The following is a 22,857-nucleotide window of genomic DNA, read 5'->3' as shown; positions in this document are numbered from 1 at the left end:
GGTGTTATCTCCTCAGGTTCGGCTGCCGGCGAAGCCGGCCGGCTTCCAGATCAGCACGGCAACCATCAGCAGGAACGGCAGCAGCATTGCCGTATCGGGCAGGTAGACCGCGCCCAGCGCCTGGATCATGCCCAGTACCATCGCCGCCACGAACGCACCGGCAAGCGATCCGAGCCCGCCGACGACCACGACCACGAACGAGTCGATGATCACGTCGCTGCTCATCGATGGCGACAGTGACAGGAACGGCGCGGCCACCACGCCGGCCAGCCCGGCCAGGGCGGTGCCGAGCCCGACCACGCCGGCGCTCAGCAAATCGGTGTTGACGCCCTGCATGGCGGTGGTGGTGGGGTCGGTGCTGGCGGCGCGCACGAACAGGCCGGCGCGGGAATAGCGCAGCCACAGGCTCAGGCCCAGCGCGACCAGCAGGCCAGCGCCGATCACCGCGAGGCGGTAAGCGGGCACCGGCGTCCCAAACAGGTCGACCGACGCGCTCAACGCGGCCGGGGCGGGCACGGACAGATTGCTCTTGCCCCACACGGTCTGCACGAAATCCTCGATCACCAGCAGCAGGCCAAAGGTGACCAGCACGACGGAGAGCGGGTCGCGGTCCTGCAGGAGCCGGAAGCCGTAGCGGTCCAGCAGCACGCCCAGCACCGCCATCACGAGAGGCACGGCTAACAGGGCCACCCAGAAGTTGGTCTGCAGGGCGATCGAATAGCCCAGGTAGGCCCCCAGCATATAGAGCGAGCCGTGCGCGAAGTTCACCACGCGGCGCAGGCCGTAGATGAGCGCCAGTCCCGAGCACATCACGACCAGCAACGCCCCGTAGACCAGGCCATTGAATAGGTTGATTGTCAGCATCTTTCGTTTCCTCCTGGGCTCAGAGAGCCGGCAAGGCGTTGTCCGGCGCGCCGAACGCGGTCCAGCCACCATCCACGGGCAGCACGATCCCGGTGATGTAGCTGGCGGCGGGCGACGCCAGGAAGGCGATGGCCTCGGCGATCTCGGTGGGTTCGGCCATGCGGCCCATCGGCGTGCGGTGCGCGATTGCCTGGCCGTCGATCGCGCCCTGGCGTGCCAGTCCGGCCACCAGTTCGGTGCGCACATAGCCCGGCGCCACGGCATTGACGCGGATGCCCTCGCGCGCCCACTCGCTGGCCAGGGCGCGCGTCATGCCCAGCACGCCGGCCTTGGCCGCGCAGTAGGCATTACGGCCGGGGATGCCGCCCAGGCTGGCGATCGAGCCCAGGTTGACAATGGCGCCGCGGTTGCCGCGCGGGTCGCGCGCCTGCTCGCGCATCGTCCGCAGCACGGCCTGGCTCATCAGGAAGCAGCCCCGCACATGCACGGCCAGTACGCGCTCGAACGCATCGAGTGTCTGCTCCAGGGTGGGCCGGGCCTGGTCGCCGATCCCGGCGTTGTTGACGAGCGCGTCGATCCGGCCCATCCGAGCCACCGCCGCGCCGATGGCGCCATCCACGCTGGACTCTTGCGTCACATCGCAGGCCAGCCCCAGGTGGGCCGCGCCGAGTTCGGCCGCCCGGCCGGCCACGGCGTCGGCGCGCAGATCCAGCAGCACGATGCGCCAGCCATCCGCCGCCAGCCGCTGCGCCGTTGACCAGCCGATGCCGTCGGCCGCGCCGGTGACGATCGCCACCGGTCGGGTCTCGTCCGCCTGGGTTCGCTTGTCTTGATCGAAAGTGGGTTCCATGGCTCAGGCCGCTGCGTGGATTGCGAGGGCCAACTCCCGGCTAAAACCGGCATGGATGTGGGGCGCGGCGGCGCGTGCGGCGCCCTGGGTACGTGCCAATGGCAGTTGCATGCTTGTCTCCTGGTTGTTCTGTCCCCGAGCGGTTGAGCCCGGCTCGGGGTTTGCTGGATTGTGTTTTGCCGGGCGGTCCGGCGCGCCCACGATTCCGGCCTGGAACAGGACAATTCATGCACGACCGGATCAGGTTTTCCCTAGGGTTGGCATGCGTTCTGTGCAGCGAGAATCTGTAGCGTCTTCGAATTTGTTGGAATACTAGTCAAAAAAGGAATAGCATTCAACTATTGAATTTTATTCTGTTTGGACTGCCGTTTAGCAAACGACGGGGCCGACGACGAACAACGAGACGAACCACGAGCGCAGATAGCCCATGAACAAGACCCCCATCGCACTGATTGGCGCCGGCGCAATCGGCCGCACCCACATCGACCGCATCGGGCGCAGCGGTACCCTGCGGCTGGCGGCCATCGCCGACCCGACCGACGCAGGCCGCGCATTGGCGCAGAGCCTGGGCGTGCCCTGGTATGCGGACCACCTCGGCATGCTCGAGGGCGTCAAGCCGCGCGGCGCCGTGGTCGCCACGCCCAACGGGACCCATGTCGCGGTGGCCGCGGACTGCCTGGAGCACGGCGTTGCCGCCCTGGTCGAGAAGCCGGTGGCCGACACCGTTGCCGAGGCGCAGAGGCTGGTCGACGCCCAGGCGCGCACTGGCGTGCCGGTGCTGGTCGGCCACCATCGCCGGCACAACCCCATCAGCCGCCGCGCCCGCGAGATCCTCCAGTCCGGGCGGCTCGGCCGGCTGGTGACGGCCAGCGCCATGGCGACATTTCTCAAGCCCGACGCGTATTTCGAAGCGGCCTGGCGGCGGCAGGCGGGCGGCGGGCCAATCCTGATCAACCTGATTCACGACATCGACCTGCTGCGTTTCCTCATGGGCGAGATCGAGTCGGTGCAGGCCGCCAGCAGCAATGCCGTGCGCGGGTTTGCCGTGGAGGACACCAGCGCCGCCGTGCTGCGCTTTGCCAGCGGAGCGATGGGTACGGTGCTGCTGTCGGACGCGGCGGCGTCGCCCTGGTGCTGGGATTTCTGCTCCGGCGAACAGGAGGCATATCCGCGCCAGCAGGTGCAGTCGCACTTCATCGCGGGCACGCACGGCTCGCTTTCGCTGCCCGACCTGCAGTTATGGAACTACCGTGGCGAGCGCAGCTGGCATGCCGAGCTGACGCTGGAGCAGACCACCGTGCACCAGGCCGATCCGTATAGCCAGCAGCTGCAGCACTTCAAGGCCGTGATCGAGGGCAGCGAAGCGCCGCTCTGCAGCGCGCTCGACGGCCTGCGCACGCTGCAGGCCACGCTGGCCGTGCACGAGGCCGCGGTCAGTGCGAAAAGCGTGCGCCTCGAGGCCGGCAGTAGCCAATAGGCTGGCCCGCCTGATCTGTCTGAACACCCACGGAACCCATGCAGAACCCCCAATCCACGGTTTCACCACTGGACTGAGTGCCAGGAGAACGACCATGTCCCATAGCTATTCGCTTGCTTATCTCACTTCGAACACGCTCACGCCCCCGCAGGCAATCCAGCTCGCGGCCGAGTCAGGCTACCGCTTCGTCGGCCTGCGGCTGGCGCCCAATGCCCCGGGCGCGCCCCAGCAAGCCCTGATCGGGCGGCCCGACATACTGCGCGAAACGCTGGCGGCGCAGCGGGACACCGGCGTCGGCGTGTTCGACCTGGAGATCATCCGCATCGGCGAGGGCTTCGATCCGCGCGCCAGCCTGCCGCTGCTGGACGCCGGCGCGGCGCTGAAGGCGAAGGCAGTACTGGTGGCCGGGGACGACGCCGACACCGCGCGTCTGGCGGACAGCTATGCGCGCCTGTGCGAGCTGATGCTGCCCTATGGCATGACCGCCGACCTGGAGTTCATGCCCTGGACCACCGTGCCCGATGCGCGCGCCGCGTTGGGCATCGTCGATGCCGCCGGGCGCCCGGCCAATGCGGGGATCTTGGTGGATGCGCTCCATGTGGCGCGCTCGGGCACCAGCTTCGACGATCTGCGCGCGCTGCCGCGCGAACTGTTGCACTACGCGCAGATCTGCGACGCGCCGACCAGCGCGCAGCTCGGCCGCGCGTTCACGGTGGAGGAGATGATCCACACCGCCCGTTGCGAGCGCCTGCTGCCCGGCGAGGGCGGCATTGACCTCAGGGGCCTGTTCGCAGCCTTGCCGGCCGATTTGCCGGTGAGCGTGGAAGTGCCGAACGAGACCCGCCTGCCGCAAGTTGGCCAGCCCGATTGGGCGCGCCAGGCACTCGCCGCCAGCCGCGCGGTGCTCGAGCTGGGCGCTTGACGCACCGCCGCAACCCCACGCATGGGGCGACGCCCCGTCGCGGCCAAAACGACAACTGGAATGATGGAGAGAGACCATGGATTTTTCCCTGAACGAAGAACAGAAGATGATGATCGACACCGTGCGTCGTTTCATCGCCGAGGAACTCAGGCCGCTGGAAGCCGAGATCGAGGAGAACGGCTTTCTGGACCCGGCCAAGGCGCGCGCCGTCCACGAGAAATCGAAATCCCTGGGCCTGTATGCGCTCAATATCGCCCCCGAGCTGGGCGGCGGCGGACTGTCTGCCGTCGATCGCATGCTGTGCGAAGAGCAGTTCGGCCACACCACCGATATCCTGATCCGCCGCGCCTTCGGCAACGTGTATGAACCGCTGCTCGTCTGCAAGGGCGAACAGATCGCGCGCTGGCTCACGCCCTCGGTGCGAGGCGAGCGCACCTGCGCCATCGCCATCACCGAGCCGGGAGCGGGATCGGACGCGCAGGGCATCAAGACCCACGCCAAGAAGGTGGAAGGGGGTGGCTGGGTGCTCAATGGCGCCAAGCACTTCATCAGCGATGGCGACTGGAGCGATTTCTTCCTGGTCTCGGCCAGGACCGGCGACAAGGAAATCTCCATGTTCATGGTCGACAAGGGCTTGCCCGGTTTCTCCGTGGGCAAGGACCAGAAGATGATGGGCCTGCGCGGCACGCCGCATGTGGAGCTGTTCTTCGACAACGTGCCGCTTGAGCCGGCGGCGCTGCTTGGCGAAGAGGGCCAGGGCTTCAAGCTGGCCATGGGCGCGCTCAATGTGGTCCGGCTGGCGCAGGTCGGCGCGCGCGCCGTCGGCAAGGCCAGCCATGTGCTGGAGCTGATGGTGGACTATGCCGGCCAGCGCCAGCAGTTCGGCAAGGCGATCGGTGAGTTCCAGATGGTCCAGCAGATGCTGGCCGACAGCGTGATCGAGATCAATGCCGCGCGCTGGATGGTCCTGCACACCGCCTGGATGCTCGATTCCGGGCTGGATGCGCGCGAGCAGATCGCCATGGTCAAGGTGCATGCCGCAGAAACCCTGGGCCGCGTGGTGGATCGCGCCGTGCAGGTGTTTGGCGGCATGGGCTTTTGCAAGGAGCTGCCGATCGAGCGCTACTACCGCGATGCCCGCATCTACCGCATCTTTGACGGCACCAGCGAGATCCACCGCACCGTGATCGCCAGGAGCGTGCTGAGAAAGGGCGCGGTGCTGTTCGACGTGAACCGCTGAGGAGCCCGTCATGAGCAGCAGCAAATTCATGACGGCGGCGCAGGCCGCCGGGCTGATCCGCGACGGCGACACGGTCGGGTTGATGGGCGGCGGCGGCGGCCTGATGGAGGCGACCTGCCTGTTCGAGGCCGTGCAGGCACGCTTTCAGGAAACGGAGCATCCGCGCCACCTGACCGTGATCCACGCCCTGGGTATCGGCGACAAGAAGACCAAGGGCATGAACTGCTTCGCGCACGAAGGCCTGGTCCGGCGCGTGATCGGCGGGCACTGGGTATGGTCGCCATCGATGCAGCGGCTGGCCGAGGAGGAAAAGATCGAGGCCTATATCCTGCCCGGCGGCGTGTCCAGCCAGTTGATGCGCGAGATCGGGGCGGGGCGGCCCGGCCTGTTCACGCATGTGGGCCTGGGCACGGTCTGCGACCCGCGCCAGGGCGGGGGCAGGATGAACCGCAGCGCGAAGGAGGAATTGAGCGAAGTGGTGCGGATGGACGGGCGGGAATACCTGCGCTACAAGCCATTCCCGATCCACGTCGCGCTGGTGCGGGCGAGCGCGGCCGACGAGGACGGCAATATCAGCTTCGAGCACGAGGCTGCCAATCTGGATGCGCAGTCGCTGGCGCTCGCGGCGCGCAACAGCGGCGGCAAGGTGATCGTGCAGGTCGGAGAGCGGTTGCCAAGAGGGGCCCTGACGGCGCGCGAGGTTCGCATTCCGGCCGCGTGGGTCGATGCCGTGGTGGTCGATCCCGGACAGCGCACCAGCTACCACATTCCGTTCGATGCGGCCTTCAGCGGGGAGCTGACCGGCGCGGCCCGCGTGGCCAGCGAGGCCGAGGACCATGCGGCCGAACGCGCCGCCGCGCACGAGGCCTTCAGCGAGCGCCAGGCCGTCGCCCGCCGCGCCGCGGTGGAACTGTTCAATACGGGCAAGGTCCGCCCGGTGGTCAACTATGGCGTGGGCGTACCCGACGCCGTGGCCAAGCTGATCGCCGCGCGCAACGAGCAGCACCGCGTCTACCAGACCATCGAGCATGGCACCTACGGCGGCACCTTGATGGATGGCGTGCTGTTCGGCTACGCGCGCAACGCCAGCGCCATGCTGGACGCGGCCACGCAGTTCGATTTCTACGCGGGCGGCGGGCTGGACATCGCCTTCCTTGGTTTCGGCGAACTGGACCGGCAGGGCAACGTGAACGTGTCGCGCCTGGGCGGCCTGACGGTAGGCCCCGGCGGCTTTATCGATATCGCCCAGAATGCGCGCAAGGTGGTGTTCTGCGGCACGCTGGCCGCCAAAGGCGTCAAGCTGGCCACCGGCGATGGCAGGATGCGCGTGCTGGAGCAGGGCAGGGTGAAGAAGCTGGTGGCGCAGGTGGAACAGATCACCTACAGCGGCCCCCAGGGGCTGGTGCGCGGGCAGGAGGTGCTGTACCTGACCGAGCGCGCCAGCTTCCGCCTGACGCCGCAAGGGGTGGAGCTGTTTGAAATCGCGCCCGGCATCGACCTGCAGCGCGACGTGCTGGACCAGATGGACTTCGTGCCGCGCGTGGCCGCCGAGGTGGCGGTCATGCCGGCGTGGCATTTCACGGCCGGCATGCAAGCCTGAGGGCTGCCCGTCAGGGTTGGGCGGTGGACGTGAAACGGCCCAGGCTGGGCATGTCCACCGCCCGCACGAGGCGGGTTTCCTGCGCGGTGATCAGATGCCCGGACGCCGACAGGTATGCCGGGAAGTCCGGGTGCGTGTCGCGTGCCTTGCAGCGGCGCTCGTAGTCGGCCAGGTCCTGGTAGGCCCACAGGTGCACGAACTGGTTCAGCGGGCCGACATGACTCACATAGAAGCCCACCGGGCTGCCCAGCGTCTCCAGCAGGATGGGCATTGCCAGGCGGTCGAAGACCTCCAGGAACTCCGGCATCCTGCGCAGCGCGATGGTGTAGGTGCGGTGGTCGATCAGCGGCTTGTCCAGGTAGCTCATGTTCACGCTCATGTTCATGCTCATGGTTATGCCCTTGCTCCGGCCTGGTCGGCGAGATTGGCGATATGGTTGCCCGTGATGAACCCGAAGGTCATGTTCGGCCCGTGGGTGATGCCTGCGCCGGGATAGTTGCCGCCCATGATGCTGGCGCGGTCGTTGCCCACCGCGTACAGCCCGGCGATCGGGGTGCCGTCGCGCTTGAGGACTTCCCCGGCCACGCTGGTCCGGATGCCGTCGAAGGTGCCGAGGTCACCCACCACCACCTTGACAGCGTAGAAGGGACCTTTCCCGAGCGGCGCCACGCAGGGGTTGGGCTTGTTCTCGGGATCGGCAAGGTAGCGGTTGAACGCGCTGCGGCCGCGCCCGAAGGCCGGGTCTTCTCCCCGCGCCGCGCCCACGTTGTACTCGCGCACGGTCTCTTCCAGGCCTGCTGGTTCGATGCCGGCCTGCCGGGCCAGGTCCGCCAGCGTGCGGCCTTCGATCAGGTAGCCGTTGCGCAGGAGCCTGCCAAAGGGCATCGGCGCCGGCTTGACGAAGCCAAGGCCGTACTTGGCCAGGGCGGCCTTGTCGCAGACCAGCCACATGGCCGTCTCCTGCTGTCCTTCGCAGGCGCGGATCATGGCCGCGCCTACGTCGTGGTAGGAGTTGGACTCGTTGGTGAAGCGCCTGCCGTTGCGCAGTACGCCAATGATGCCGGGCTTGTAGCGGTCCAGCAGATGCGGGAACACGCCGAACTCGCCGTTGCCGTATGGCACGCGCGAAACCGGCATCCACGCGGCGCTGTCGCGGTAGCGGATGTCGGCGCTGCCGCCGGCGGCCTCCGCCATGGCCACGCCGTCGCCCGTGTTGCCGGCCGGTGTGGGCGAAAGATGCTCGCCCCCGCGCGCAACATGCGGGTAAGCCATGGCGATGCGCTGCACGTCATGCGGGAAACCGCCGCAGGCCAGCACCACGCCATGCCGCGCGCGCAGGCGCAGCTCGCCGCCTTCGCCCTCGGCACGCACGCCGACGGCCTTGCCGCCTGCCATCAGGATCTCTTTCGCCGCTGTGCCGGTCAGGATGGGCACGCCCAGGTCCAGCGCAGACTTCGCCAGCCGCGCCGCCAGCGCATTGCCGCTGGTCACGTTGATGCCGCGGCGGTAGAGCATGAGTTCCTTCATGTGGGTCGCCAGCCGCCTGGCCACATAGAAGAACGAGGTCAGCGATCTGGTGGCGCGGAAGAAGTGCTTGAGGTCGGCATTCGACGAGTTGAACATCATGCCGATGAAGGTGATGGTCTTGAGCGGCGGCTTGAGGCGTTGCATGTCCTTTCCCAGGCCGCGTATGTCATACGGGGCGGCCAGGATCGAGCGGCCCACGTCCACGCCACCTGGCGCATCGGGATGATAGTCGGGATAGAGCGTGGGGACGAATTTCATCTCCGTCTCGCGCTCGAAGAACGCCACCATCTCCGGGCCGTTCTCGAGGAACGCCTGGACGGCGGCCTCTTCGTAGAACGAGCCGGTCTCCTGCATCATGTAGGTACGCACGGCGTCAAGCGTGTCGGCCGGATTCTGCCGGCGGCCATGCGGGCTCATCGGAATCCACAGCACGCCACCGGACAGCGCGGTGGTGCCGCCGAACACGGCTTCCTTTTCCAGCACTACCACATCGAGACCGCGCTTTTTCGCGGTGATGGCGGTGGCCAGTCCGGCGGCGCCGGAACCGATGACGATCAGGTCATATTCAGTACGATGGGACATGGGATTCTCCTGTGCCGGGCTTCAGGCCTGGGCTGTCTGGTTGAAGCCGGGACGCGGGACCATGTCCATCAGCATGCTGGACATGCCGCCATCCACGGAGAGCTCGGCGCCATTGACATAGGCAGAGCGCGGGCTCGCCAGGAACGCGGCCACATCGGCGATATCCTGCGGCTCGCCGATGCGCCGGCTGGCGGTGACGGCCGCGCGGCTGGCTTCGAAGCCCGGCGCCTGGTAGAACGCGGCCGATAGCGCGGTGCGGATCATGCCGGGACAAATCGCGTTGCTGCGAATGCCATGCGGCCCCCATTCGGCCGCCATCTGACGCGACAGCAGCAGCACGCCCGCCTTGCTGGCGCTATAAGCGCCGCTGCCTGTCTGGGGAAACCGGCCTGAGATCGATGCCACGTTCACGATGCTGCCGCATGCGGCCTCGCGCATGGCTTGGGAAAATGCGCGCGCGCACAGCAGATAGCCGGTCAGGTTGACGGACAGCACCTGGTTCCAGTCGTCGAGACTCACGTCCGCCAGATTCCCGGAGCGCAGTACGCCGGCGTTATTGATCAGCGCATGGCAGGGGCCGAGTTCCGCCTGTACGTTCGCGGCGGCGGCGCGCACGCTGGTTTCGCTCGTCATATCGCAGCGCGCGAAAAGCGCGGTGGCACCCAGTGCGCGCAGATCGCGCGCCACGGCATCGCCGCGGTCCGCATCGAGATCCAGCACCGCGACGCGGGCGCCGGCCTGCGCCAGGCCGTGGGCGATGGCCTCGCCAATGCCGCTGGCGCCACCGCTGACCACGCAGACCCGGCCTTCGAGGCCAAGCCAGTGCGCGCTGGCTGTGTTACGGGATGTCATGTTGTCTCCTCTAGTCAGTGAGCGGAATTGTTGGCCGGCGACCGTGCCGCAAGATTGACGATTCCAGCCAAGAGCCGGACAATTCGTGCAAATGCGCAAAGGGCTTACGCCATGGCTAGGGTTATCCCGAATTATTCGCTCTACGGTGACCAGGCTCTTCCTGGCTGGCAGGTCACGTTCGATTTCGAGTGGATCCCGCAGCGCTCACGCCCATACAACTGGGACATTCGCCCGCATACGCACGACGCGTTCCTGCAGATCCTGTGTTTGCGCAACGGCTCGGCCGAGGTGCTGCTCGAGCAGGGGCGGGTACAGGCGCAAGCGCCCTGCGTGCTGCTGATTCCAGCACAAACCGTGCATGGTTTTCGGTTTTCTACCGATGTGGATGGCCCGGTGGTGACCGCTGCGCAGCGTCTGCTGGAGTCGATGGCGACCGTGGTCATGCCAGAGCTGCTGCAGACCATCCGCACGCCGGCGGTGATTTCGTTGGCCGGGATGGAGCGCGAGCTGGAGTCCCTGATGCCGCTGTTCCTGGCGTTGGAGCGCGAGTCGCGCGGCCAGGCTATCGGCCGGGTGGCCGCCGGCGTGTCGTTGCTGACCGCGTTGCTGGTGCAGATTGCCCGCCTGCGGCACATCGAGCAATCCGCGCCCATGAGCGCGAACTCGCGCAAGGCGGCCAAGATCGAAAAATTCCGCGCTCTGGTCGATGAGCATTTCAGGCAGCATCTGCCGATGCAGGCCTATGCGTCGCAACTGGGCATCACGCCTGGCCAGCTCACCCGCCTGTGCCGCGAAGTCCTTGGCATGTCGAGCCTGGACGTGATCAATGCACGGCTGATCCATGAAGCGCAGCGCGACCTGGTCTACACCCGCAACAGCATCAAGCAGCTGGGCCACACGCTGGGTTTTGCCGACGAGGCGTATTTTGGCCGCTTCTTCCGCAAGCACACCGGCCTCGCGCCGCGCGAATTCCGGGCGCGGGCGCTGGAGGCCATGCTGAGTCCTGACGCCGCCGGGATGCAGAAATTCACGCCGCCGACGCTATAGGGAGAACGTGCCAGGTACCGCCCACTTGAGGGGCGGTGAGTCTTCCGGCCGGCGCCAGCGCCGGTCGTACATTCGCATGCTGGCCTGCAGTGCATGCGGTTGGTCGGCAAGCACCAAGCGCACACTTCCCGGCGAGTATCCTCTGGCAACAAGAATGCAATTAATCGCCATGATTCCTATTCCACCGTTAAAGCGGGGCTTGGCAGGCCAATCCGGATACTCCTCGCATGTGACCACAAGGGGCCGTGGTTCAACTTTACAGGCACGCAGAGCCTGCTCCCGGCCACGACCTGCTCCAACAGGGATGTCAGCGTGCTCCCCTTCGCACAAGCGAGGCAGCTAACGAGGCTCCCCGTTGCCTGCCCACCTCACTGAGTTAGCGAAATCCAGCCGTTCCGATGAAGGCATCGATGGATCGGAGTCTGTCCATGCCGCACGCATGCATGCACGTTGGCTTGTTAGGGAATTGCCCGGCTGCCGCCAGGTAACCCGGTAATCAGCCTGCGGCCAGCGTGTCATTGAACTCGTTGACCCACGCATGCTCGTTCGGCCCTGGATTGGCACGCATGGCCACCGCGGGACCGACCAGTATTTCGTTGGCGTCGGCACCCAGTTGTTCGATCGTGCCGGCGATGAATGCGTCGAGCGGCATCGCGCGCGGTTCCTCGGTGCTGTTCAGTAACTCCGTGCGGACCCAGGGCGGCGCGATCTCGATGACCGAGACCTTGCTGCCGCGAAGCAGATAGCGCTGCGAAAGCGTGTACGAATGCAAGGCCGCCTTGGTCGCGCTGTACACCGCTGAAGTCGCCATGGGTACGAAGCCGAGCACCGAGCTGACGTTGGCCACGACGGCACCGTCTTTCGTCTTCAGATGCTCGATCAACGCCGAGGTCATCCGAATCGTCCCGAGCAGGTTCGTTGCGACGGTTGAGCTCAGCAAGTCATCATCGACCGGGCCGGCAGCATCATCGAGCAGCATGATGCCGGCGTTGTTGATCAGCACGTTCAAGCTGGAATGGTCGGCGATCAGCTGTTCAGCGACCTTCTTGATATCCGTTGGATCGGCAATATCGAGCGATACCGCGTGCATGCCGGGGTTAGCGTCGATGGTCGCCTGCAGACGCTCCGGGCGCCGGCCCGAGATAATGACCTGGTTGCCGAGCTTGTGGAGTGCTTCAGCGAGACCGCGGCCGATGCCAGAGCCGCCGCCGGTGATGAATACGGTGTTACCTGTGAGTTTCATGATGCCTCCTTGGGCGATGACGGTTGGACTCAGCGCGCGAAACTGTCGCCGAACATGGGCAGGCCACTCTTCGATTCGGCTTCCGTAGCCTCGTCTTGCAGCACGTCCCAATGCTCGGCGAGCACACCGTCCTCAATGCGCAGAATGTCCGCGGCGATCCATGCGGCAGGACGCCCGTGGCCGGAAAAGCGGCCGTGGATGATCACGTAGTCGCCATCCGCAACGATCACGCCCGGCTCGTAGCGCAAGCTCGGCGGCACGGCCTTGATGAGGTTGAACAGGCCGTCACGGCCCGGTTCGATATGCGCGCTGTGCTGGATATAGCCGGGCGACCAGAATCGCTCGGCGGCAGCGTAGTCGCGTTTGTTGAAGAGCGTGTCGAATGCCTCGAGCACGAGGGCCTTGTTGGCGGCTTCGGCGGTGGTCATGCTGGTTCTCCTGAGGTGCTGTATGGGCGTGGTGGCGCGTCATGCCCGCACGGCCTGGATGGCGGGATAGTCGACATAGCCCTCGGCCGTCGGTCCGTAGACCTTCGTCCAGTCGATGCCGGCAAGCGGCGCGTCGGCGGCGAAGCGCTTCGGCAGATCCGGATTGGCAATGAACGGGCGGCCGAAGGCGACCATGTCGACCAGTCCGGCCCCGATCAGCTCGTTGCCCCGTTCACGGTCGATATCGACATTGGCGATGATGTTGCCGCGATAAAGGTTGCGGAAATGGCGGAACATTCCGTCTCCGGCCAGCAAGGCCAGCGGCGTTGTCGACACGTCGGTCATGGCTCCCATCAGCAGCAGATGGGAGAGCCCGAATTCGTCAAGCCGGCCAATCACGTATTCGGAGGCGGCAAGCGTCTCGTCAGTGGAGACGAACGCTCCTGTTTCGGATGTTGCCGGCCCCGTCTTGATCCCGGTCCGGTGCGCCCCGGCGACCTCGGCCACCGTTTCCACGACCTCGAACAGGAAACGGGCCCGGTTCTCCATCGAGCCACCGTACTCATCCGCGCGCAGGTTGGTGCGGGCGTTGAGGAACTGGTTGAACAGGTAGTGATAGCCGCCCTGGATCTGCACGCCGTCAAAGCCCGCCGCGATCGCGTTGCGCGCTGCCCGGCCGAAATCGGCGACCGTGCGGCGGATGTCGTCCTTGTCCATGGGCCGCGGGACGACGGTGTCCTTCTTGCCGGTCGCCGTCACGCTCTGCTGCCCAGGGTTGACTGCTGACGCCGAAAGCGGTGCCTTGCCCGGGTGGAAATCCGGGTGCCCCAGCGAACCGGTATGCCAGAGCTGCGCAACGATCCGGCCTCCCGCGCGGTGCACGGCGTCGGTCACCACACGCCAGCCACGCACCTGCGCATCGCTCCAGAGTCCGGGCACGTCGGCCCAGCCGACTGCCTCGGAGCTGACAAAAATGCCTTCGCTGACGATCAGTCCCGCCGAGGCGCGCTGGGCGTAGTAGTCAGCATGCAGGGCGGTCGGAGCAAGATCGGGATTGGTCGCACGCATGCGAGTCAGTGGCGCCATGACGACACGATTAGGCAACTCCAGGTCCCCGAGCCGGATCGGGTTGAGCAAAGGCTGGTGACTTTCGATGTGCATAAAGGTACCTACGGGGTGAGATCATCGAAACACAATGGTGATTGACATTGAGTTTTGTCGACCGAATCCAAAATGTCAAGGTCAATCACCATTGTCTTTTCACGAGAGACGCTATACTTGAGATGACAACAGCACAAAGGCAAAGGAGTACTAAGCGATGGGCGTTTCGAAGCAGCAGGCGGTGGAGAACCGCAAGACCATCGTTGCGGCGTCGGAGAGGCTGTTCCGCGAGCACGGAATCGATGGTGTCGGCCTAAGCGCGCTGATGAAGGCGGCAGGTTTTACCCAGGGTGGCTTCTACAACCACTTCGAATCGAAAGAGGCGCTGGCGGCCGAAGTCGTGGCGACGGCGATGGGCAAGGCCAATCACGACCTGAAGGAAGCCATCGCCGCGCCAATTGCGCCGGGCGGCAACCGTTTGCGGCGACAGATCGACTATTACCTGTCAGGAACGCATTGCAGTGATATCGAGCATGGTTGTGCCGTTGCCGGCCTCACCGCGGACGTGCGCCGGCTGGGCCATGAGGCGCAGGTGCACTTTGCGAAGGGTCTGCAGGAAATGATCGACACCTTGACGAAGCTTGTCGCGGAACAGCGCGCGGGGAGCGGAGACGGCGACGAAACGCGCCGGGAGGCCATCGCGTTCTATAACGAGATGGTCGGCGCGGTCATCCTGTCCCGAGCGGTGGCCAGCGCAGATCCCCAACTCGGGGAGGAAATCCTGCGCGCGAGCCAGCAGATGCTTATCAAGGATCTCGCGCTACCAACCTGAGAACGAGCGCAGCGCTCGGCTACACACCGGACTTGGCTTTGAGCGCGAAGGTGTCGCCCGGGCGTATCTAAAGCTTGATGGCGCGTGGGCAGACCACGTACTGACATCCTTGATCAATCAATCCGGCTGACTGTCAATCCTGATGGTCAGCAAGAGTCGCCGGACAATCAAGATGGGTTTATCGGTTCCAGCGGCAGCGCCGAGCCGATGCGCACATGATGCCGGATGGCTTGCGGTCCCTCCACGCACACCAGGCACATGCGCTGCCGGCCCTCGCGCACGTAGAACGATGCGCTTTCCCCGGTCTTGACCGTCAGCTCCCGCAGCACCGGCGCCACCACTTCGGACACGTTGAAGGTGGCCTGGTAGCACGCGCCCAGCCAGCCGGCGGCGCGCCCGAGCCGCCAGCTGCCGTCCTCTTTCCTCCTTCCTCCTTCCTCCTTCTGAACCGGGTAGTCGTCGGTTGCCCGCGTGCGCGCGAGACGCAGCACTGTGGTCTTGTGAAAGCCGGTGCGGCGGCTTGGCTCGGCCAGTGTGCGTTGTGCGTCGCTGACACCGAAGGCTTCCAGGACGCGCAGCGCCCGCCGTGCCGCGATAGCGCCGCCGCCAGCCGCCTCGCCGGCGATGGGGGAATTGGAGGAGTTCATGGCGCGGAATGAGTTTCGCACAGTGAAACCGTATTGTACTCAGTGCAACGACCATCCAGAATCCGTTCCAACAAATAACGAGATCTGTTGCCATCCCCGAATCCAAGGAGCCATGCCATGAGCCTGCCCAACATCGTCAAATCCTTCGACCGCGTACCCGCCGACATCGTCGCCCAGGCAGCGAAATTCCAGCCCGCGATCCTGGCCGACGTGGCTGGCCGCCGCGGCGCGCTGCACGGCCGCATCAGGGCGTTGCGCCCGCACATGAAGCTGGCCGGCACCGCCTTCACCGTGGAAGTGCGCCCTGGCGACAACCTGATGATCCATGCCGCGATGGCGCTGGCCCAGCCCGGCGACGTGCTGGTGATCGACGGCAAGGGTGACCAGAGCAGCGCGCTGATGGGCACCATCATGATGAATGCATGCCGCCAGCGCGGCATCGCCGGCGTGGTGATCGACGGCGCGGTGCGTGACAGCCTGGAAATCGACGAAATGGACTACCCGGTGTTTTCGGTGGGCACCAACCCCAATGGCCCAACCAAGGAAGTGGGCGGGCGCATCGGCCACCCGGTCTCGGTGGGCGGCGTCACGGTCAACCCTGGCGATTTCATCTGCGGCGACGCCGATGGCCTGGTCGTGGTCGAGCGTGAAAAGATCGCCTCGCTGCTGCCGCTGGCCGAGCACAAGGAAGCGGCCGAAGCCCGCCGCATCGCCCAGATCAAGAAAGGCGAGACCAGCGCCCCGTGGTTGCTGGCCTCGCTCGTCACGGCCGGCGTGCTGAAAGCGGGAGAGGCACTGTGAGCACCGTGCTTAACAAGCCAGTCATCCTCGTCACGGGGGCCGACCTCGCACCACAGGCCTTGGCATTGCTCGGCGATTACGAAGTCGTCTACGCCGGCAAGACACCGCTGGCAGCCGACCTGGTGGCGCTGGCGCAGCGCCACGACCCGGTCGGCATCATCGTGCGCTACGGCGCCGTGACGCCGGAGATCATGGATGCCGCGCCGGCCCTGAAGGTCATCTCCAAGCACGGCAGCGGCACCGACACCATCGACAAGCCCGCCGCCGCCGCGCGCGGCATCGAGGTCACGGCTGCGGTTGGCGCCAATGCGGCCGCGGTGGCGGAACAAGCGATGGCCCTGCTGCTGGGCTGCGCCAAATCCGTCGCGCAACTCAACGAGCGCATGCATGCCGGCCACTGGGACAAGGCCACGCACAAGAGCGTTGAGCTGGCAGGCGCCACCATCGGGCTGATCGGCCTGGGCGCGATTGGCCGGCGCTTCGCCAGGATGTGTGATGCCATGGGCATGCGCGTGATCGGCTTCGATCCGTTTGCCGGGGATCTGCCGGACTATATCGAGCCGGTGGACCTGGAAACGATCTGGAGGGTGGCCGACGCGATCTCGCTGCATTGCCCGCTGACCAGCGAGAACAGGGCGATGGTCAACGCGCAAACGCTGGCTCGCTGCAAGCCGGGCGTGATACTGGTCAACACCGCGCGCGGCGGGCTGATCGACGAAGCGGCATTGTTGGCCGCGGTTGGCTCCGGCCATGTCGCCATGGCGGGCCTGGACAGCTTTGTTGTGGAACCGATGACGGTGCCCCACATCTTCCACGGCCAGCCCGGCTTTCTGCTCAGCCCGCACATTGGAGGCGTGACGAGCGCCGCGTACGTGAACATGGGCGTGGCAGCGGCGCGGAATACGCTGGATGTGCTCGCCCGTGCTGAGGCGCTGGCCAAAGCTGGCTAACGCGCTACGAAGCTGCCTGATGCGCAGGACGGCGCTGACGGGGGCGCGCAAAAGCCCCGGAAGGGCCTGAGGGGTCCCTCAAGGGGAGAAGGATGCAAAGCATCGTAGACGACGCGTAGCGCACACGAACGCGCGATTGACTCAAAAAATAGCAGGAGACAAGCAATGAATACCAGATCAACCCTCGCCCTGGCCCTTTGCCGCGGCGCGCTGGGTGCGATGGCGTGGATCGCCATATCCGTTCATGCACAGACCTGGCCCGCCAAGCCGGTGCGAATCATCGTTCCCTATCCGCCGGGCGGCGCCGTGGACGCCGTTACCCGCAAGATGGCCCAGCGCCTCACTGAGCAGACCGGCCAGAGCTTCGTGGTGGAAAACAAGGCGGGCGCCACCGGCACCATCGGCACCACGCAAGTGGCTCGCGCCCCGGCCGACGGTTATACGCTGCTTGCCAACGACACGACGTTCTCGCTGCTGCCCCATATCTTCAAGAAGCTGCCGTTCGACCATGCCAAGGACCTGAGACCGGTGGCAGCCTTCGTGTTTGCCCCGATGGCCGTGGTAGTCAAAGCGGACAGCAAGTTCAAGAGCATGAGCGATCTGGTGGCGGCCGCTCGCACAGGCGATGGCAAGGTGAGCTATGGCTCGGGCGGCTCCGGCACGACGCCGCATTTCGCCAGCGAGGCACTGGGCGTGGCGACGGGCGCTCATTTCATGCACGTGCCGTTCAAGGGCGCGGGCGAAGCCACGCTGGCGCTGCTTGGCGGCACCATCGACTACCAGATCGCTTCCACGCCCGGGGTCATTGGGCAGGTCAAGGGCGGCAGCCTGCGTTTGCTGGCGGTGAGCGGCGACAAACGCCTGTCCGCGTTGCCCAATGTGCCTACGTTTGCCGAGGCGGGCGTCAAGGGCTATGGCGTGGTCAACTTCACCGGCCTCTGGGCGCCCGCAGGCACGCCGGCGGCGGTGACGGATCGCCTGCAAAAGGAGGTGGCCAAGGCGATGGCGTCGCAGGACATGAAGACCTTTGCCGAGGGCATTGCAGCGGAGCCTGGCTATTGGGACGCCGTGATGTTCTCCCGGCAGCTCGCCGAACGCACGGCGTTCTGGGGCAAGATCGCGGCCAACACCGCGTTTGAAAAGCAATGAGCGCCGGCAAGTACGGGCGAAGCAACTCGCACAGGCGAGCCGTGCCGGATCACACCGCAAGCGCAGCCGTCATGCGGCGGGCCCGCAGGCACGGCATTGACGCGGTCCCGACTGCCTGCGCCCTGGCCATCGGCAAATGCTGCACAATTTTTATCCATGCACTGCGCACAGAAGAATTGCCATGTTCCTGCTGAATACCCCGGAGATCCGAGAGTTTGACGTTTTTTCCCCAATGCCGGAGCGCTATCGCCAACCGAGGCGAACGGCCTGGGCGGATGCCAACCAGGGCGGACGCGAGATCGACTCTTTCCTGGAAGGACCGGTATTCGACGGGGAGGGCAACCTCTATGTCAGCGATATTCCCAATGGCCGCGTCTTCCGCATCGACCAGGGGGGAGATTGGGACGTGGTGGCGCAGTGGGAAGGCGAGCCCAATGGCATGAAGTTCCTCAACGCGCGCGAGCTGCTGGTAACGGATTACCGCAATGGCCTGATGCTCGTCGACGTGCGCGTCGGCAGCGCAAAACCATACCTGGACCGCCGCAACACAGAGAACTTCAAGGGCGTCAACGACCTCACGTTGGATTCGCGGGGGAACATTTATTTCACCGACCAGGGACAGACCGGACTGCACGATCCCACCGGGCGTGTCTATCGCCTCACCGCGGCGGGGCGGCTGGAACTCCTGCTCTCCAATGTGCCCAGCCCGAACGGCATCGTGCTGTCACCCGATGAGAAATTCCTGTTCGTTGCGGTGACGCGGGGAAATTGCGTCTGGCGCATGCCCATCCTCGCCGATGGCGGCGTGTCCAAGACCGGGCAGTTCTTTACCTCCTACGGACCGAGCGGCCCGGACGGGCTGGCAATGGATGCATCGGGCCGGCTGCTGGTAGCGAACCCTGGACTGGCCTACGTGTGGGTGCTCAACCACCTCGCCGAGCCGGTACAGGTGCTGCGCGGCCCCGCAGGTCATTCATTGACCAATCTTGCCTTCGGCGGCGCCGAAGGCAAGACGTTGTTCGCGACTGACTCCACGGCGGGAGACATCCTGCGCATGGACATGGATGTGGCGGGCATGCCGCTGTGGCGTCGAGACGGAGAAACGACGTGACGCAACACTGGAAGCACAGCCCGGAGGACCCCTATCGGGTTCGGCGTGGACCTGTATCCCTGGAGCATGCGATGGCGTATGGCGGCGACCTGCCGGAAGGCACGGCATCCGAGTTGGCGAAATTGTCCCGACACCGCGGCGTTTCACGCGGTCCTGGTACGGAGAGCAACCGATGAGAACCCTTGGACAACGCCCGATTGCGAACGCCTGCGATTGCCACATGCACGTCTACGACAGCCGTTATCCGGTTGCAGGGACTGCAACGCTCCGACCACCAGATGCCCTCGTGTCGGACTACCGAGCTGTACAACGAGCGATGGGAACCACTCGTGCCGTAGTGGTCACCCCGTCGACCTATGGCACGGACAACAGGCCTACATTGGCCGCCCTCCGAGCGTTGGGCAAGGAGGCACGCGGCGTCGCTGTGGTGGACACCTCCATCACCGAGAGCGAGCTTGAGAGCCTGCATGCGTCTGGTATTCGGGGCATCCGGTTCAACCTCACGATGCCCGGGCCTGTAGACGCGGAGATGCTTGCGCCGCTTGCCGCGCGTGTCGCGCCTCTGGGTTGGCATATCCAACTCAACGTGCCTGCCGCATGGTTGCCTCACATGCAACCCCTGCTGAAGGCCTTGCCCGCTCGCATCGTATTTGACCACTATGGGCACTTGCCATTCGGCGGGCCCGAGTTTGAACCCGCGTTCGAGGTAATTGCAGGCCTGTTGGATGACAACAGGGCCTGGGTGAAGCTGTCTGGCCCTTACATTGAGTCGCGGGAGGGAGCGCCTGCTTATGGCGACGTCGCTTCGCTTGCGCGTCGCTATCTCGAACGCGCCCCGGGCCAGATGGTATGGGGATCGGACTGGCCGCATCCAACGATCATTGCCACCGGCCGCTCGTCACCGGACGACGGCGACCTTCTGGCGCTCTTCCGGCAATGGTGTGGCGACGATGCATTGGCCAAGGCAGTTCTCACCGACAACCCGCGAAGACTCTACGGCTTTGGCCTCTAGTGCCGATGCCAGATAACAGAAACCCATGGAGACCGTCCCAATGAAATTCAGGCATTTTCTTGTCGCCCTCTGCTTTCCCCTGCTGGCATGCACCACGCCGACTGTCTCGGCGCAGCCTGGCTGGCCTGATCGGGTGATCACCTATGTCGTACCGTATCCTGCCGGCGGCACCACCGATATTCTTGCGCGCCTGATCGCACAGAAGCTCGGCCAGGCCCTGCACACCACCGTGGTGGTGGAGAACCGGCCTGGCGCCACTGGCGCTATCGGCTCGGCCTTCGTGGCGCGTGCACCGGCGGACGGTTACACATTGCTGGGCGCGTCCACTGCGTCGCACGCAATCAACCCTGCGCTCAATCCGAAGCTGCCCTATGACGCCATCAAGTCCTTCGAGCCGGTGGTGATGATCGGTACCATTCCCAGCGTGCTGATCGTCGGTCCCAACAGCCCATACCGCACTGTGCAGGCGCTCTTGGCTGCCGCCAAGGCCAAGCCCGGCGCCGTCACCTTTGCCTCCGGCGGCAGCGGCACCATCCTGCAGATGTCCGGCGAGTTGCTCAAGGTGGAGCGCAAGGTCAGCATCACCCACGTGCCCTACAAGGGCGACGTGCCCGCCATCCAGGACGTGATGGCCGGCCACGTGGACTTCATGTTCGCGCCCACCGCCCCCATCCTGCCGCAGGTGCAGGCCGGCAAGCTCCGCGCGCTCGGCGTGGCCACCAAGACGCGCTTGGCCAGCCTGCCGGCGGTGCCGACAATGGCTGAGGCGGGTGTGCCCGGCTTCGAGGCAGAGCAGTGGCAGGCAGTGTTCGCCCCGGCCGGCACGCCGACGGCCATCGTGCAACGCCTGAATACCGAGATCAACCGTATCCTGAAGGACCCGGAAGTGGTGGCCCACCTGGACAAGCTGGGCGTCAAAGTGGTCGGTGGCACCTCGCAGCAGCTGGCGGACTACCAAAAGGCCGATATCGCGAAATGGTCTCGCGTGGGCAAGGCCGTGGGGGTGGCGCTGGAGTAAGCATGGTGCACGCAATTCCTTCCCAAGCGCTCGCTGTCTACCGGTCGGTGGCCGGCATCCTGGTGCGCAAGGATTTCGCCCAGCGCCTGCAGCAGCTGGGCGGCCGGGCGGGCGCGCTGGGGCCAGCAGCCTTTGATACCTTCATGCGCGGCGAGCGCGAACAGTGGGGGAAGGCGGTGAAGGCCTCTGGCGCAACGGCAGAGTAGCATTGGGATCGTCGTACCCGCTGTCCTTCAAGAACCTGGTCATTTCCTCCTGCAATCGCTTGGTGCGCGGCACGGCAGAAGCCCGTGGTTGCCTGCCAGGCTGGCCTGATGCAGCAACGACGACAGCTAGCGACGATGATCCTTTGGCTGCTTCCGTGCGATTGACCTTGCCGGCTCCCTTGTCATTGCTTCGAGCCCGCCTAGGGGGCCTGGCCGCTTCTGCCAATCAGGAACCATGTGTGCAGCTCACCGAGACCTTTGGCCACAATGGTACCGCGCTCCTCGAGCACGAACGGTTCCCTGAGCCGCTGCCGGGTAGCTTCCGTCACCTGTACGCGATCGGCCACGCCTTGGGATTCCATCCGGCTTGCGACATTGACGGCGTCGCCCCACAGGTCATAGATGAACTTGCGCCTGCCGATAACACCGGCGACTACCGCACCGCTGTTGATGCCAATACGCAACTGCAAACTGTGGCCGCTGCGTTCATTGAAGCGGGCCAGCGACTCAATCATGTCCAATGCCATATGCGCGGCACGCACGGCATGATCGGCCACAGGGACAGGCAGGCCGGCGGCCGCCATGTAAGCGTCGCCGATTGTCTTGATCTTCTCGAGCCCGCGGCTGTCGGCGATATTATCGAAGTCGGCAAATATCTCATTTAGTATTGCCACCAGGCTCTCCGGGCTCATGCCGGCAGAAAAACGGGTGAACTGAACGATATCCGCGAACAACACCGATACTTCCAGGAAGTTGTCGGCGATGATTGCTGGAGGGCTGCCGGCGATGAGGTCGGAGCGCGCCTTCAAGCGCTCAGCAATGGGGGACGGCAGCAGGTTGAGCAACAGTCGTTCCGACACCTTTTGCTCGTGAACGAGCTTCTCATAAAGACGCTTGAGCTCGTCACTCTGGCGAATGATCGTCTCTCGGCTGGCTTCCACTTCGCGCACCTTCTGCTCGAGGGCTTTGCCGTACCGCAACGATTCCCTGTGCAGCAGACGCACTTCCAGCATGTTGCGCACCCGCATCAGTACTTCGGCCAGATCAAAGGGCTTGCTGACGAAGTCCTTCGCACCGGCTTGCAGGGCACGCAACTTGTGATCGGGTTGGGCGGTGATCACGATGACGGGAAGGTAGCTGTCTGCCTCGACTTCCTTCAGGCCTTCCATGACCTGGAATCCGTCCATGCCTGGCATCTGGAGATCGAGCAGGATCAGATCGTAGCGATTCTTGCTGTGAAGCTCGCAAACCGCACGCGGATCCATTGTTGACGCGACGCAAATGTAGCCGGCCCCACGCAGCATCTGCACGAGCAACAGGACATTGGCCTCCAGATCGTCGACGACCAGGATTCTTGCCGCAAGAATGTCGGATGGGCTGATCATACGGAGCGCTCTG

22 protein-coding genes and 2 pseudogenes are annotated in these 22,857 nt (G+C 65.3%); 13 read left to right on the top strand and 11 right to left on the bottom strand.

Annotation, left to right across the window (positions count from 1 at the left end; all coding sequences use genetic code 11):
- Window positions 1-12: 12 nt before the first annotated feature.
- Together AC3FOF_RS26280 and AC3FOF_RS26275 are read right to left on the bottom strand one after the other, a co-directional pair.
- Complete coding sequence (locus AC3FOF_RS26280) at window positions 13-864, bottom strand: branched-chain amino acid ABC transporter permease (protein WP_017225750.1); 852 nt, start codon at window positions 862-864, stop codon at window positions 13-15.
- Window positions 865-883: 19 nt separating this feature from the next.
- Entirely contained in the window at window positions 884-1,714 is an 831-nt protein-coding gene (locus tag AC3FOF_RS26275; RefSeq protein ID WP_488728272.1) for an SDR family NAD(P)-dependent oxidoreductase, read from the bottom strand.
- Window positions 1,715-2,141: 427 nt separating this feature from the next.
- On the opposite strand from AC3FOF_RS26275, the gene AC3FOF_RS26270 reads away from it, so the two are divergent.
- The 4 genes from AC3FOF_RS26270 to AC3FOF_RS26255 all read left to right on the top strand — a co-directional run bounded on the left by AC3FOF_RS26270 (window position 2,142) and on the right by AC3FOF_RS26255 (window position 6,953).
- The gene (locus tag AC3FOF_RS26270; RefSeq protein ID WP_488728271.1) at window positions 2,142-3,191 is read left to right on the top strand and encodes a Gfo/Idh/MocA family protein; all 1,050 of its coding nucleotides are present in this window, start codon (window positions 2,142-2,144) and stop codon (window positions 3,189-3,191) included.
- 94 nt (window positions 3,192-3,285) lie between these two features.
- On the top strand, window positions 3,286-4,113 hold the full coding sequence (locus tag AC3FOF_RS26265) for a sugar phosphate isomerase/epimerase family protein (RefSeq protein WP_488728270.1): 828 nt from the start codon (window positions 3,286-3,288) through the stop codon (window positions 4,111-4,113).
- Between the two features lie 76 nt (window positions 4,114-4,189).
- Window positions 4,190-5,353: an acyl-CoA dehydrogenase family protein gene (locus AC3FOF_RS26260; protein WP_488728269.1), complete on the top strand. Its 1,164-nt coding sequence runs from the start codon at window positions 4,190-4,192 to the stop codon at window positions 5,351-5,353.
- Between the two features lie 10 nt (window positions 5,354-5,363).
- Window positions 5,364-6,953 (top strand): acyl CoA:acetate/3-ketoacid CoA transferase, encoded by a 1,590-nt coding sequence (locus AC3FOF_RS26255; protein ID WP_488728268.1) that lies wholly within the window; start codon window positions 5,364-5,366, stop codon window positions 6,951-6,953.
- 10 nt (window positions 6,954-6,963) lie between these two features.
- On the opposite strand, the gene AC3FOF_RS26250 is transcribed toward AC3FOF_RS26255, so the two are convergent.
- The 3 genes from AC3FOF_RS26250 to AC3FOF_RS26240 are packed head-to-tail and all read right to left on the bottom strand — an operon-like array spanning window position 6,964 to window position 9,914.
- Window positions 6,964-7,344, bottom strand: a complete 381-nt coding sequence (locus AC3FOF_RS26250; protein WP_488728267.1) for an NIPSNAP family protein — start codon at window positions 7,342-7,344, stop codon at window positions 6,964-6,966.
- 2 nt (window positions 7,345-7,346) lie between these two features.
- Window positions 7,347-9,062 carry an FAD-dependent oxidoreductase gene (locus tag AC3FOF_RS26245; protein ID WP_488728266.1) on the bottom strand — a complete coding sequence of 572 codons (1,716 nt, stop codon included), beginning with the start codon at window positions 9,060-9,062 and terminating at the stop codon, window positions 7,347-7,349.
- A 21-nt stretch (window positions 9,063-9,083) separates the two neighbouring features.
- The gene (locus tag AC3FOF_RS26240) at window positions 9,084-9,914 is read right to left on the bottom strand and encodes an SDR family NAD(P)-dependent oxidoreductase (RefSeq protein ID WP_488728265.1); all 831 of its coding nucleotides are present in this window, start codon (window positions 9,912-9,914) and stop codon (window positions 9,084-9,086) included.
- A gap of 111 nt (window positions 9,915-10,025) precedes the next feature.
- Between AC3FOF_RS26240 and AC3FOF_RS26235 the strand changes: the two genes are divergently transcribed.
- Window positions 10,026-10,961 (top strand): helix-turn-helix domain-containing protein, encoded by a 936-nt coding sequence (locus AC3FOF_RS26235; RefSeq protein ID WP_017231152.1) that lies wholly within the window; start codon window positions 10,026-10,028, stop codon window positions 10,959-10,961.
- Window positions 10,962-11,457: 496 nt separating this feature from the next.
- On the opposite strand, the gene AC3FOF_RS26230 is transcribed toward AC3FOF_RS26235, so the two are convergent.
- From AC3FOF_RS26230 to AC3FOF_RS26220, 3 genes are read right to left on the bottom strand one after another with little or no spacing between them, the layout of a single operon-like run.
- A complete protein-coding gene (locus tag AC3FOF_RS26230) occupies window positions 11,458-12,204 on the bottom strand; it encodes an SDR family NAD(P)-dependent oxidoreductase (protein ID WP_017231153.1) in 747 nt (248 codons plus the stop codon).
- A gap of 29 nt (window positions 12,205-12,233) precedes the next feature.
- Window positions 12,234-12,632 (bottom strand): nuclear transport factor 2 family protein, encoded by a 399-nt coding sequence (locus tag AC3FOF_RS26225; protein WP_488728264.1) that lies wholly within the window; start codon window positions 12,630-12,632, stop codon window positions 12,234-12,236.
- Between the two features lie 39 nt (window positions 12,633-12,671).
- Window positions 12,672-13,793 carry an alkene reductase gene (locus AC3FOF_RS26220; protein WP_488728263.1) on the bottom strand — a complete coding sequence of 374 codons (1,122 nt, stop codon included), beginning with the start codon at window positions 13,791-13,793 and terminating at the stop codon, window positions 12,672-12,674.
- A gap of 157 nt (window positions 13,794-13,950) precedes the next feature.
- On the opposite strand from AC3FOF_RS26220, the gene AC3FOF_RS26215 reads away from it, so the two are divergent.
- Window positions 13,951-14,565, top strand: coding sequence for a TetR/AcrR family transcriptional regulator (locus AC3FOF_RS26215; protein WP_488728262.1), 615 nt, complete (start codon window positions 13,951-13,953; stop codon window positions 14,563-14,565).
- 173 nt (window positions 14,566-14,738) lie between these two features.
- Here AC3FOF_RS26215 and AC3FOF_RS26210 read toward each other — a convergent pair.
- Window positions 14,739-15,212 (bottom strand): annotated as a pseudogene (locus tag AC3FOF_RS26210) (IclR family transcriptional regulator domain-containing protein); the annotation flags it as partial.
- Window positions 15,213-15,329: 117 nt separating this feature from the next.
- Between AC3FOF_RS26210 and AC3FOF_RS26205 the strand changes: the two are divergent.
- From AC3FOF_RS26205 to AC3FOF_RS26175, 7 genes are all read left to right on the top strand, one after another.
- Complete coding sequence (locus AC3FOF_RS26205) at window positions 15,330-16,013, top strand: RraA family protein (protein WP_276268661.1); 684 nt, start codon at window positions 15,330-15,332, stop codon at window positions 16,011-16,013.
- Window positions 16,014-16,018: 5 nt separating this feature from the next.
- Window positions 16,019-16,963, top strand: a complete 945-nt coding sequence (locus AC3FOF_RS26200; RefSeq protein WP_035818891.1) for an NAD(P)-dependent oxidoreductase — start codon at window positions 16,019-16,021, stop codon at window positions 16,961-16,963.
- A gap of 165 nt (window positions 16,964-17,128) precedes the next feature.
- Entirely contained in the window at window positions 17,129-18,112 is a 984-nt protein-coding gene (locus AC3FOF_RS26195; RefSeq protein WP_488728261.1) for a Bug family tripartite tricarboxylate transporter substrate binding protein, read from the top strand.
- A 181-nt stretch (window positions 18,113-18,293) separates the two neighbouring features.
- Window positions 18,294-19,223 (top strand): SMP-30/gluconolactonase/LRE family protein, encoded by a 930-nt coding sequence (locus AC3FOF_RS26190; RefSeq protein ID WP_035818858.1) that lies wholly within the window; start codon window positions 18,294-18,296, stop codon window positions 19,221-19,223.
- 172 nt (window positions 19,224-19,395) lie between these two features.
- Window positions 19,396-20,235, top strand: coding sequence for an amidohydrolase family protein (locus tag AC3FOF_RS26185; RefSeq protein WP_488728260.1), 840 nt, complete (start codon window positions 19,396-19,398; stop codon window positions 20,233-20,235).
- 40 nt (window positions 20,236-20,275) lie between these two features.
- Entirely contained in the window at window positions 20,276-21,253 is a 978-nt protein-coding gene (locus AC3FOF_RS26180; RefSeq protein WP_017231163.1) for a tripartite tricarboxylate transporter substrate-binding protein, read from the top strand.
- A 2-nt stretch (window positions 21,254-21,255) separates the two neighbouring features.
- Window positions 21,256-21,459: a hypothetical protein gene (locus AC3FOF_RS26175; protein WP_488728292.1), complete on the top strand. Its 204-nt coding sequence runs from the start codon at window positions 21,256-21,258 to the stop codon at window positions 21,457-21,459.
- On the opposite strand, the pseudogene AC3FOF_RS26170 reads toward AC3FOF_RS26175, so the two are convergent.
- Both AC3FOF_RS26170 and AC3FOF_RS26165 read right to left on the bottom strand, forming a co-directional pair.
- Window positions 21,446-21,661 (bottom strand): annotated as a pseudogene (locus AC3FOF_RS26170) (ISKra4-like element ISBusp5 family transposase); the annotation flags it as partial. The gene AC3FOF_RS26175 and the pseudogene AC3FOF_RS26170 overlap by 14 nt on opposite strands.
- Window positions 21,660-22,844: an adenylate/guanylate cyclase domain-containing protein gene (locus AC3FOF_RS26165; protein ID WP_017231165.1), complete on the bottom strand. Its 1,185-nt coding sequence runs from the start codon at window positions 22,842-22,844 to the stop codon at window positions 21,660-21,662. The pseudogene AC3FOF_RS26170 and the gene AC3FOF_RS26165, both read right to left, overlap by 2 nt.
- Between the last annotated feature and the right edge of the window lie 13 nt (window positions 22,845-22,857).

This window comes from Cupriavidus sp. 96C5-1 (assembly GCF_057798855.1).
This window is presented reverse-complemented; position numbering and strand designations above follow the sequence as displayed.

Bases quoted from the DNA above. Each gene is read 5' to 3' on its own strand.
- AC3FOF_RS26280 (WP_017225750.1), bottom strand. From the start codon at position 864: ATGCTGACAATCAACCTATTCAATGGCCTGGTCTACGGGGCGTTGCTG.
- AC3FOF_RS26275 (WP_488728272.1), bottom strand. From the start codon at position 1,714: ATGGAACCCACTTTCGATCAAGACAAGCGAACCCAGGCGGACGAGACC.
- AC3FOF_RS26270 (WP_488728271.1), top strand. From the start codon at position 2,142: ATGAACAAGACCCCCATCGCACTGATTGGCGCCGGCGCAATCGGCCGC.
- AC3FOF_RS26265 (WP_488728270.1), top strand. From the start codon at position 3,286: ATGTCCCATAGCTATTCGCTTGCTTATCTCACTTCGAACACGCTCACG.
- AC3FOF_RS26260 (WP_488728269.1), top strand. From the start codon at position 4,190: ATGGATTTTTCCCTGAACGAAGAACAGAAGATGATGATCGACACCGTG.
- AC3FOF_RS26255 (WP_488728268.1), top strand. From the start codon at position 5,364: ATGAGCAGCAGCAAATTCATGACGGCGGCGCAGGCCGCCGGGCTGATC.
- AC3FOF_RS26250 (WP_488728267.1), bottom strand. From the start codon at position 7,344: ATGAGCATGAACATGAGCGTGAACATGAGCTACCTGGACAAGCCGCTG.
- AC3FOF_RS26245 (WP_488728266.1), bottom strand. From the start codon at position 9,062: ATGTCCCATCGTACTGAATATGACCTGATCGTCATCGGTTCCGGCGCC.
- AC3FOF_RS26240 (WP_488728265.1), bottom strand. From the start codon at position 9,914: ATGACATCCCGTAACACAGCCAGCGCGCACTGGCTTGGCCTCGAAGGC.
- AC3FOF_RS26235 (WP_017231152.1), top strand. From the start codon at position 10,026: ATGGCTAGGGTTATCCCGAATTATTCGCTCTACGGTGACCAGGCTCTT.
- AC3FOF_RS26230 (WP_017231153.1), bottom strand. From the start codon at position 12,204: ATGAAACTCACAGGTAACACCGTATTCATCACCGGCGGCGGCTCTGGC.
- AC3FOF_RS26225 (WP_488728264.1), bottom strand. From the start codon at position 12,632: ATGACCACCGCCGAAGCCGCCAACAAGGCCCTCGTGCTCGAGGCATTC.
- AC3FOF_RS26220 (WP_488728263.1), bottom strand. From the start codon at position 13,793: ATGCACATCGAAAGTCACCAGCCTTTGCTCAACCCGATCCGGCTCGGG.
- AC3FOF_RS26215 (WP_488728262.1), top strand. From the start codon at position 13,951: ATGGGCGTTTCGAAGCAGCAGGCGGTGGAGAACCGCAAGACCATCGTT.
- AC3FOF_RS26205 (WP_276268661.1), top strand. From the start codon at position 15,330: ATGAGCCTGCCCAACATCGTCAAATCCTTCGACCGCGTACCCGCCGAC.
- AC3FOF_RS26195 (WP_488728261.1), top strand. From the start codon at position 17,129: ATGAATACCAGATCAACCCTCGCCCTGGCCCTTTGCCGCGGCGCGCTG.
- AC3FOF_RS26190 (WP_035818858.1), top strand. From the start codon at position 18,294: ATGTTCCTGCTGAATACCCCGGAGATCCGAGAGTTTGACGTTTTTTCC.
- AC3FOF_RS26185 (WP_488728260.1), top strand. From the start codon at position 19,396: ATGAGAACCCTTGGACAACGCCCGATTGCGAACGCCTGCGATTGCCAC.
- AC3FOF_RS26180 (WP_017231163.1), top strand. From the start codon at position 20,276: ATGAAATTCAGGCATTTTCTTGTCGCCCTCTGCTTTCCCCTGCTGGCA.
- AC3FOF_RS26175 (WP_488728292.1), top strand. From the start codon at position 21,256: ATGGTGCACGCAATTCCTTCCCAAGCGCTCGCTGTCTACCGGTCGGTG.
- AC3FOF_RS26165 (WP_017231165.1), bottom strand. From the start codon at position 22,844: ATGATCAGCCCATCCGACATTCTTGCGGCAAGAATCCTGGTCGTCGAC.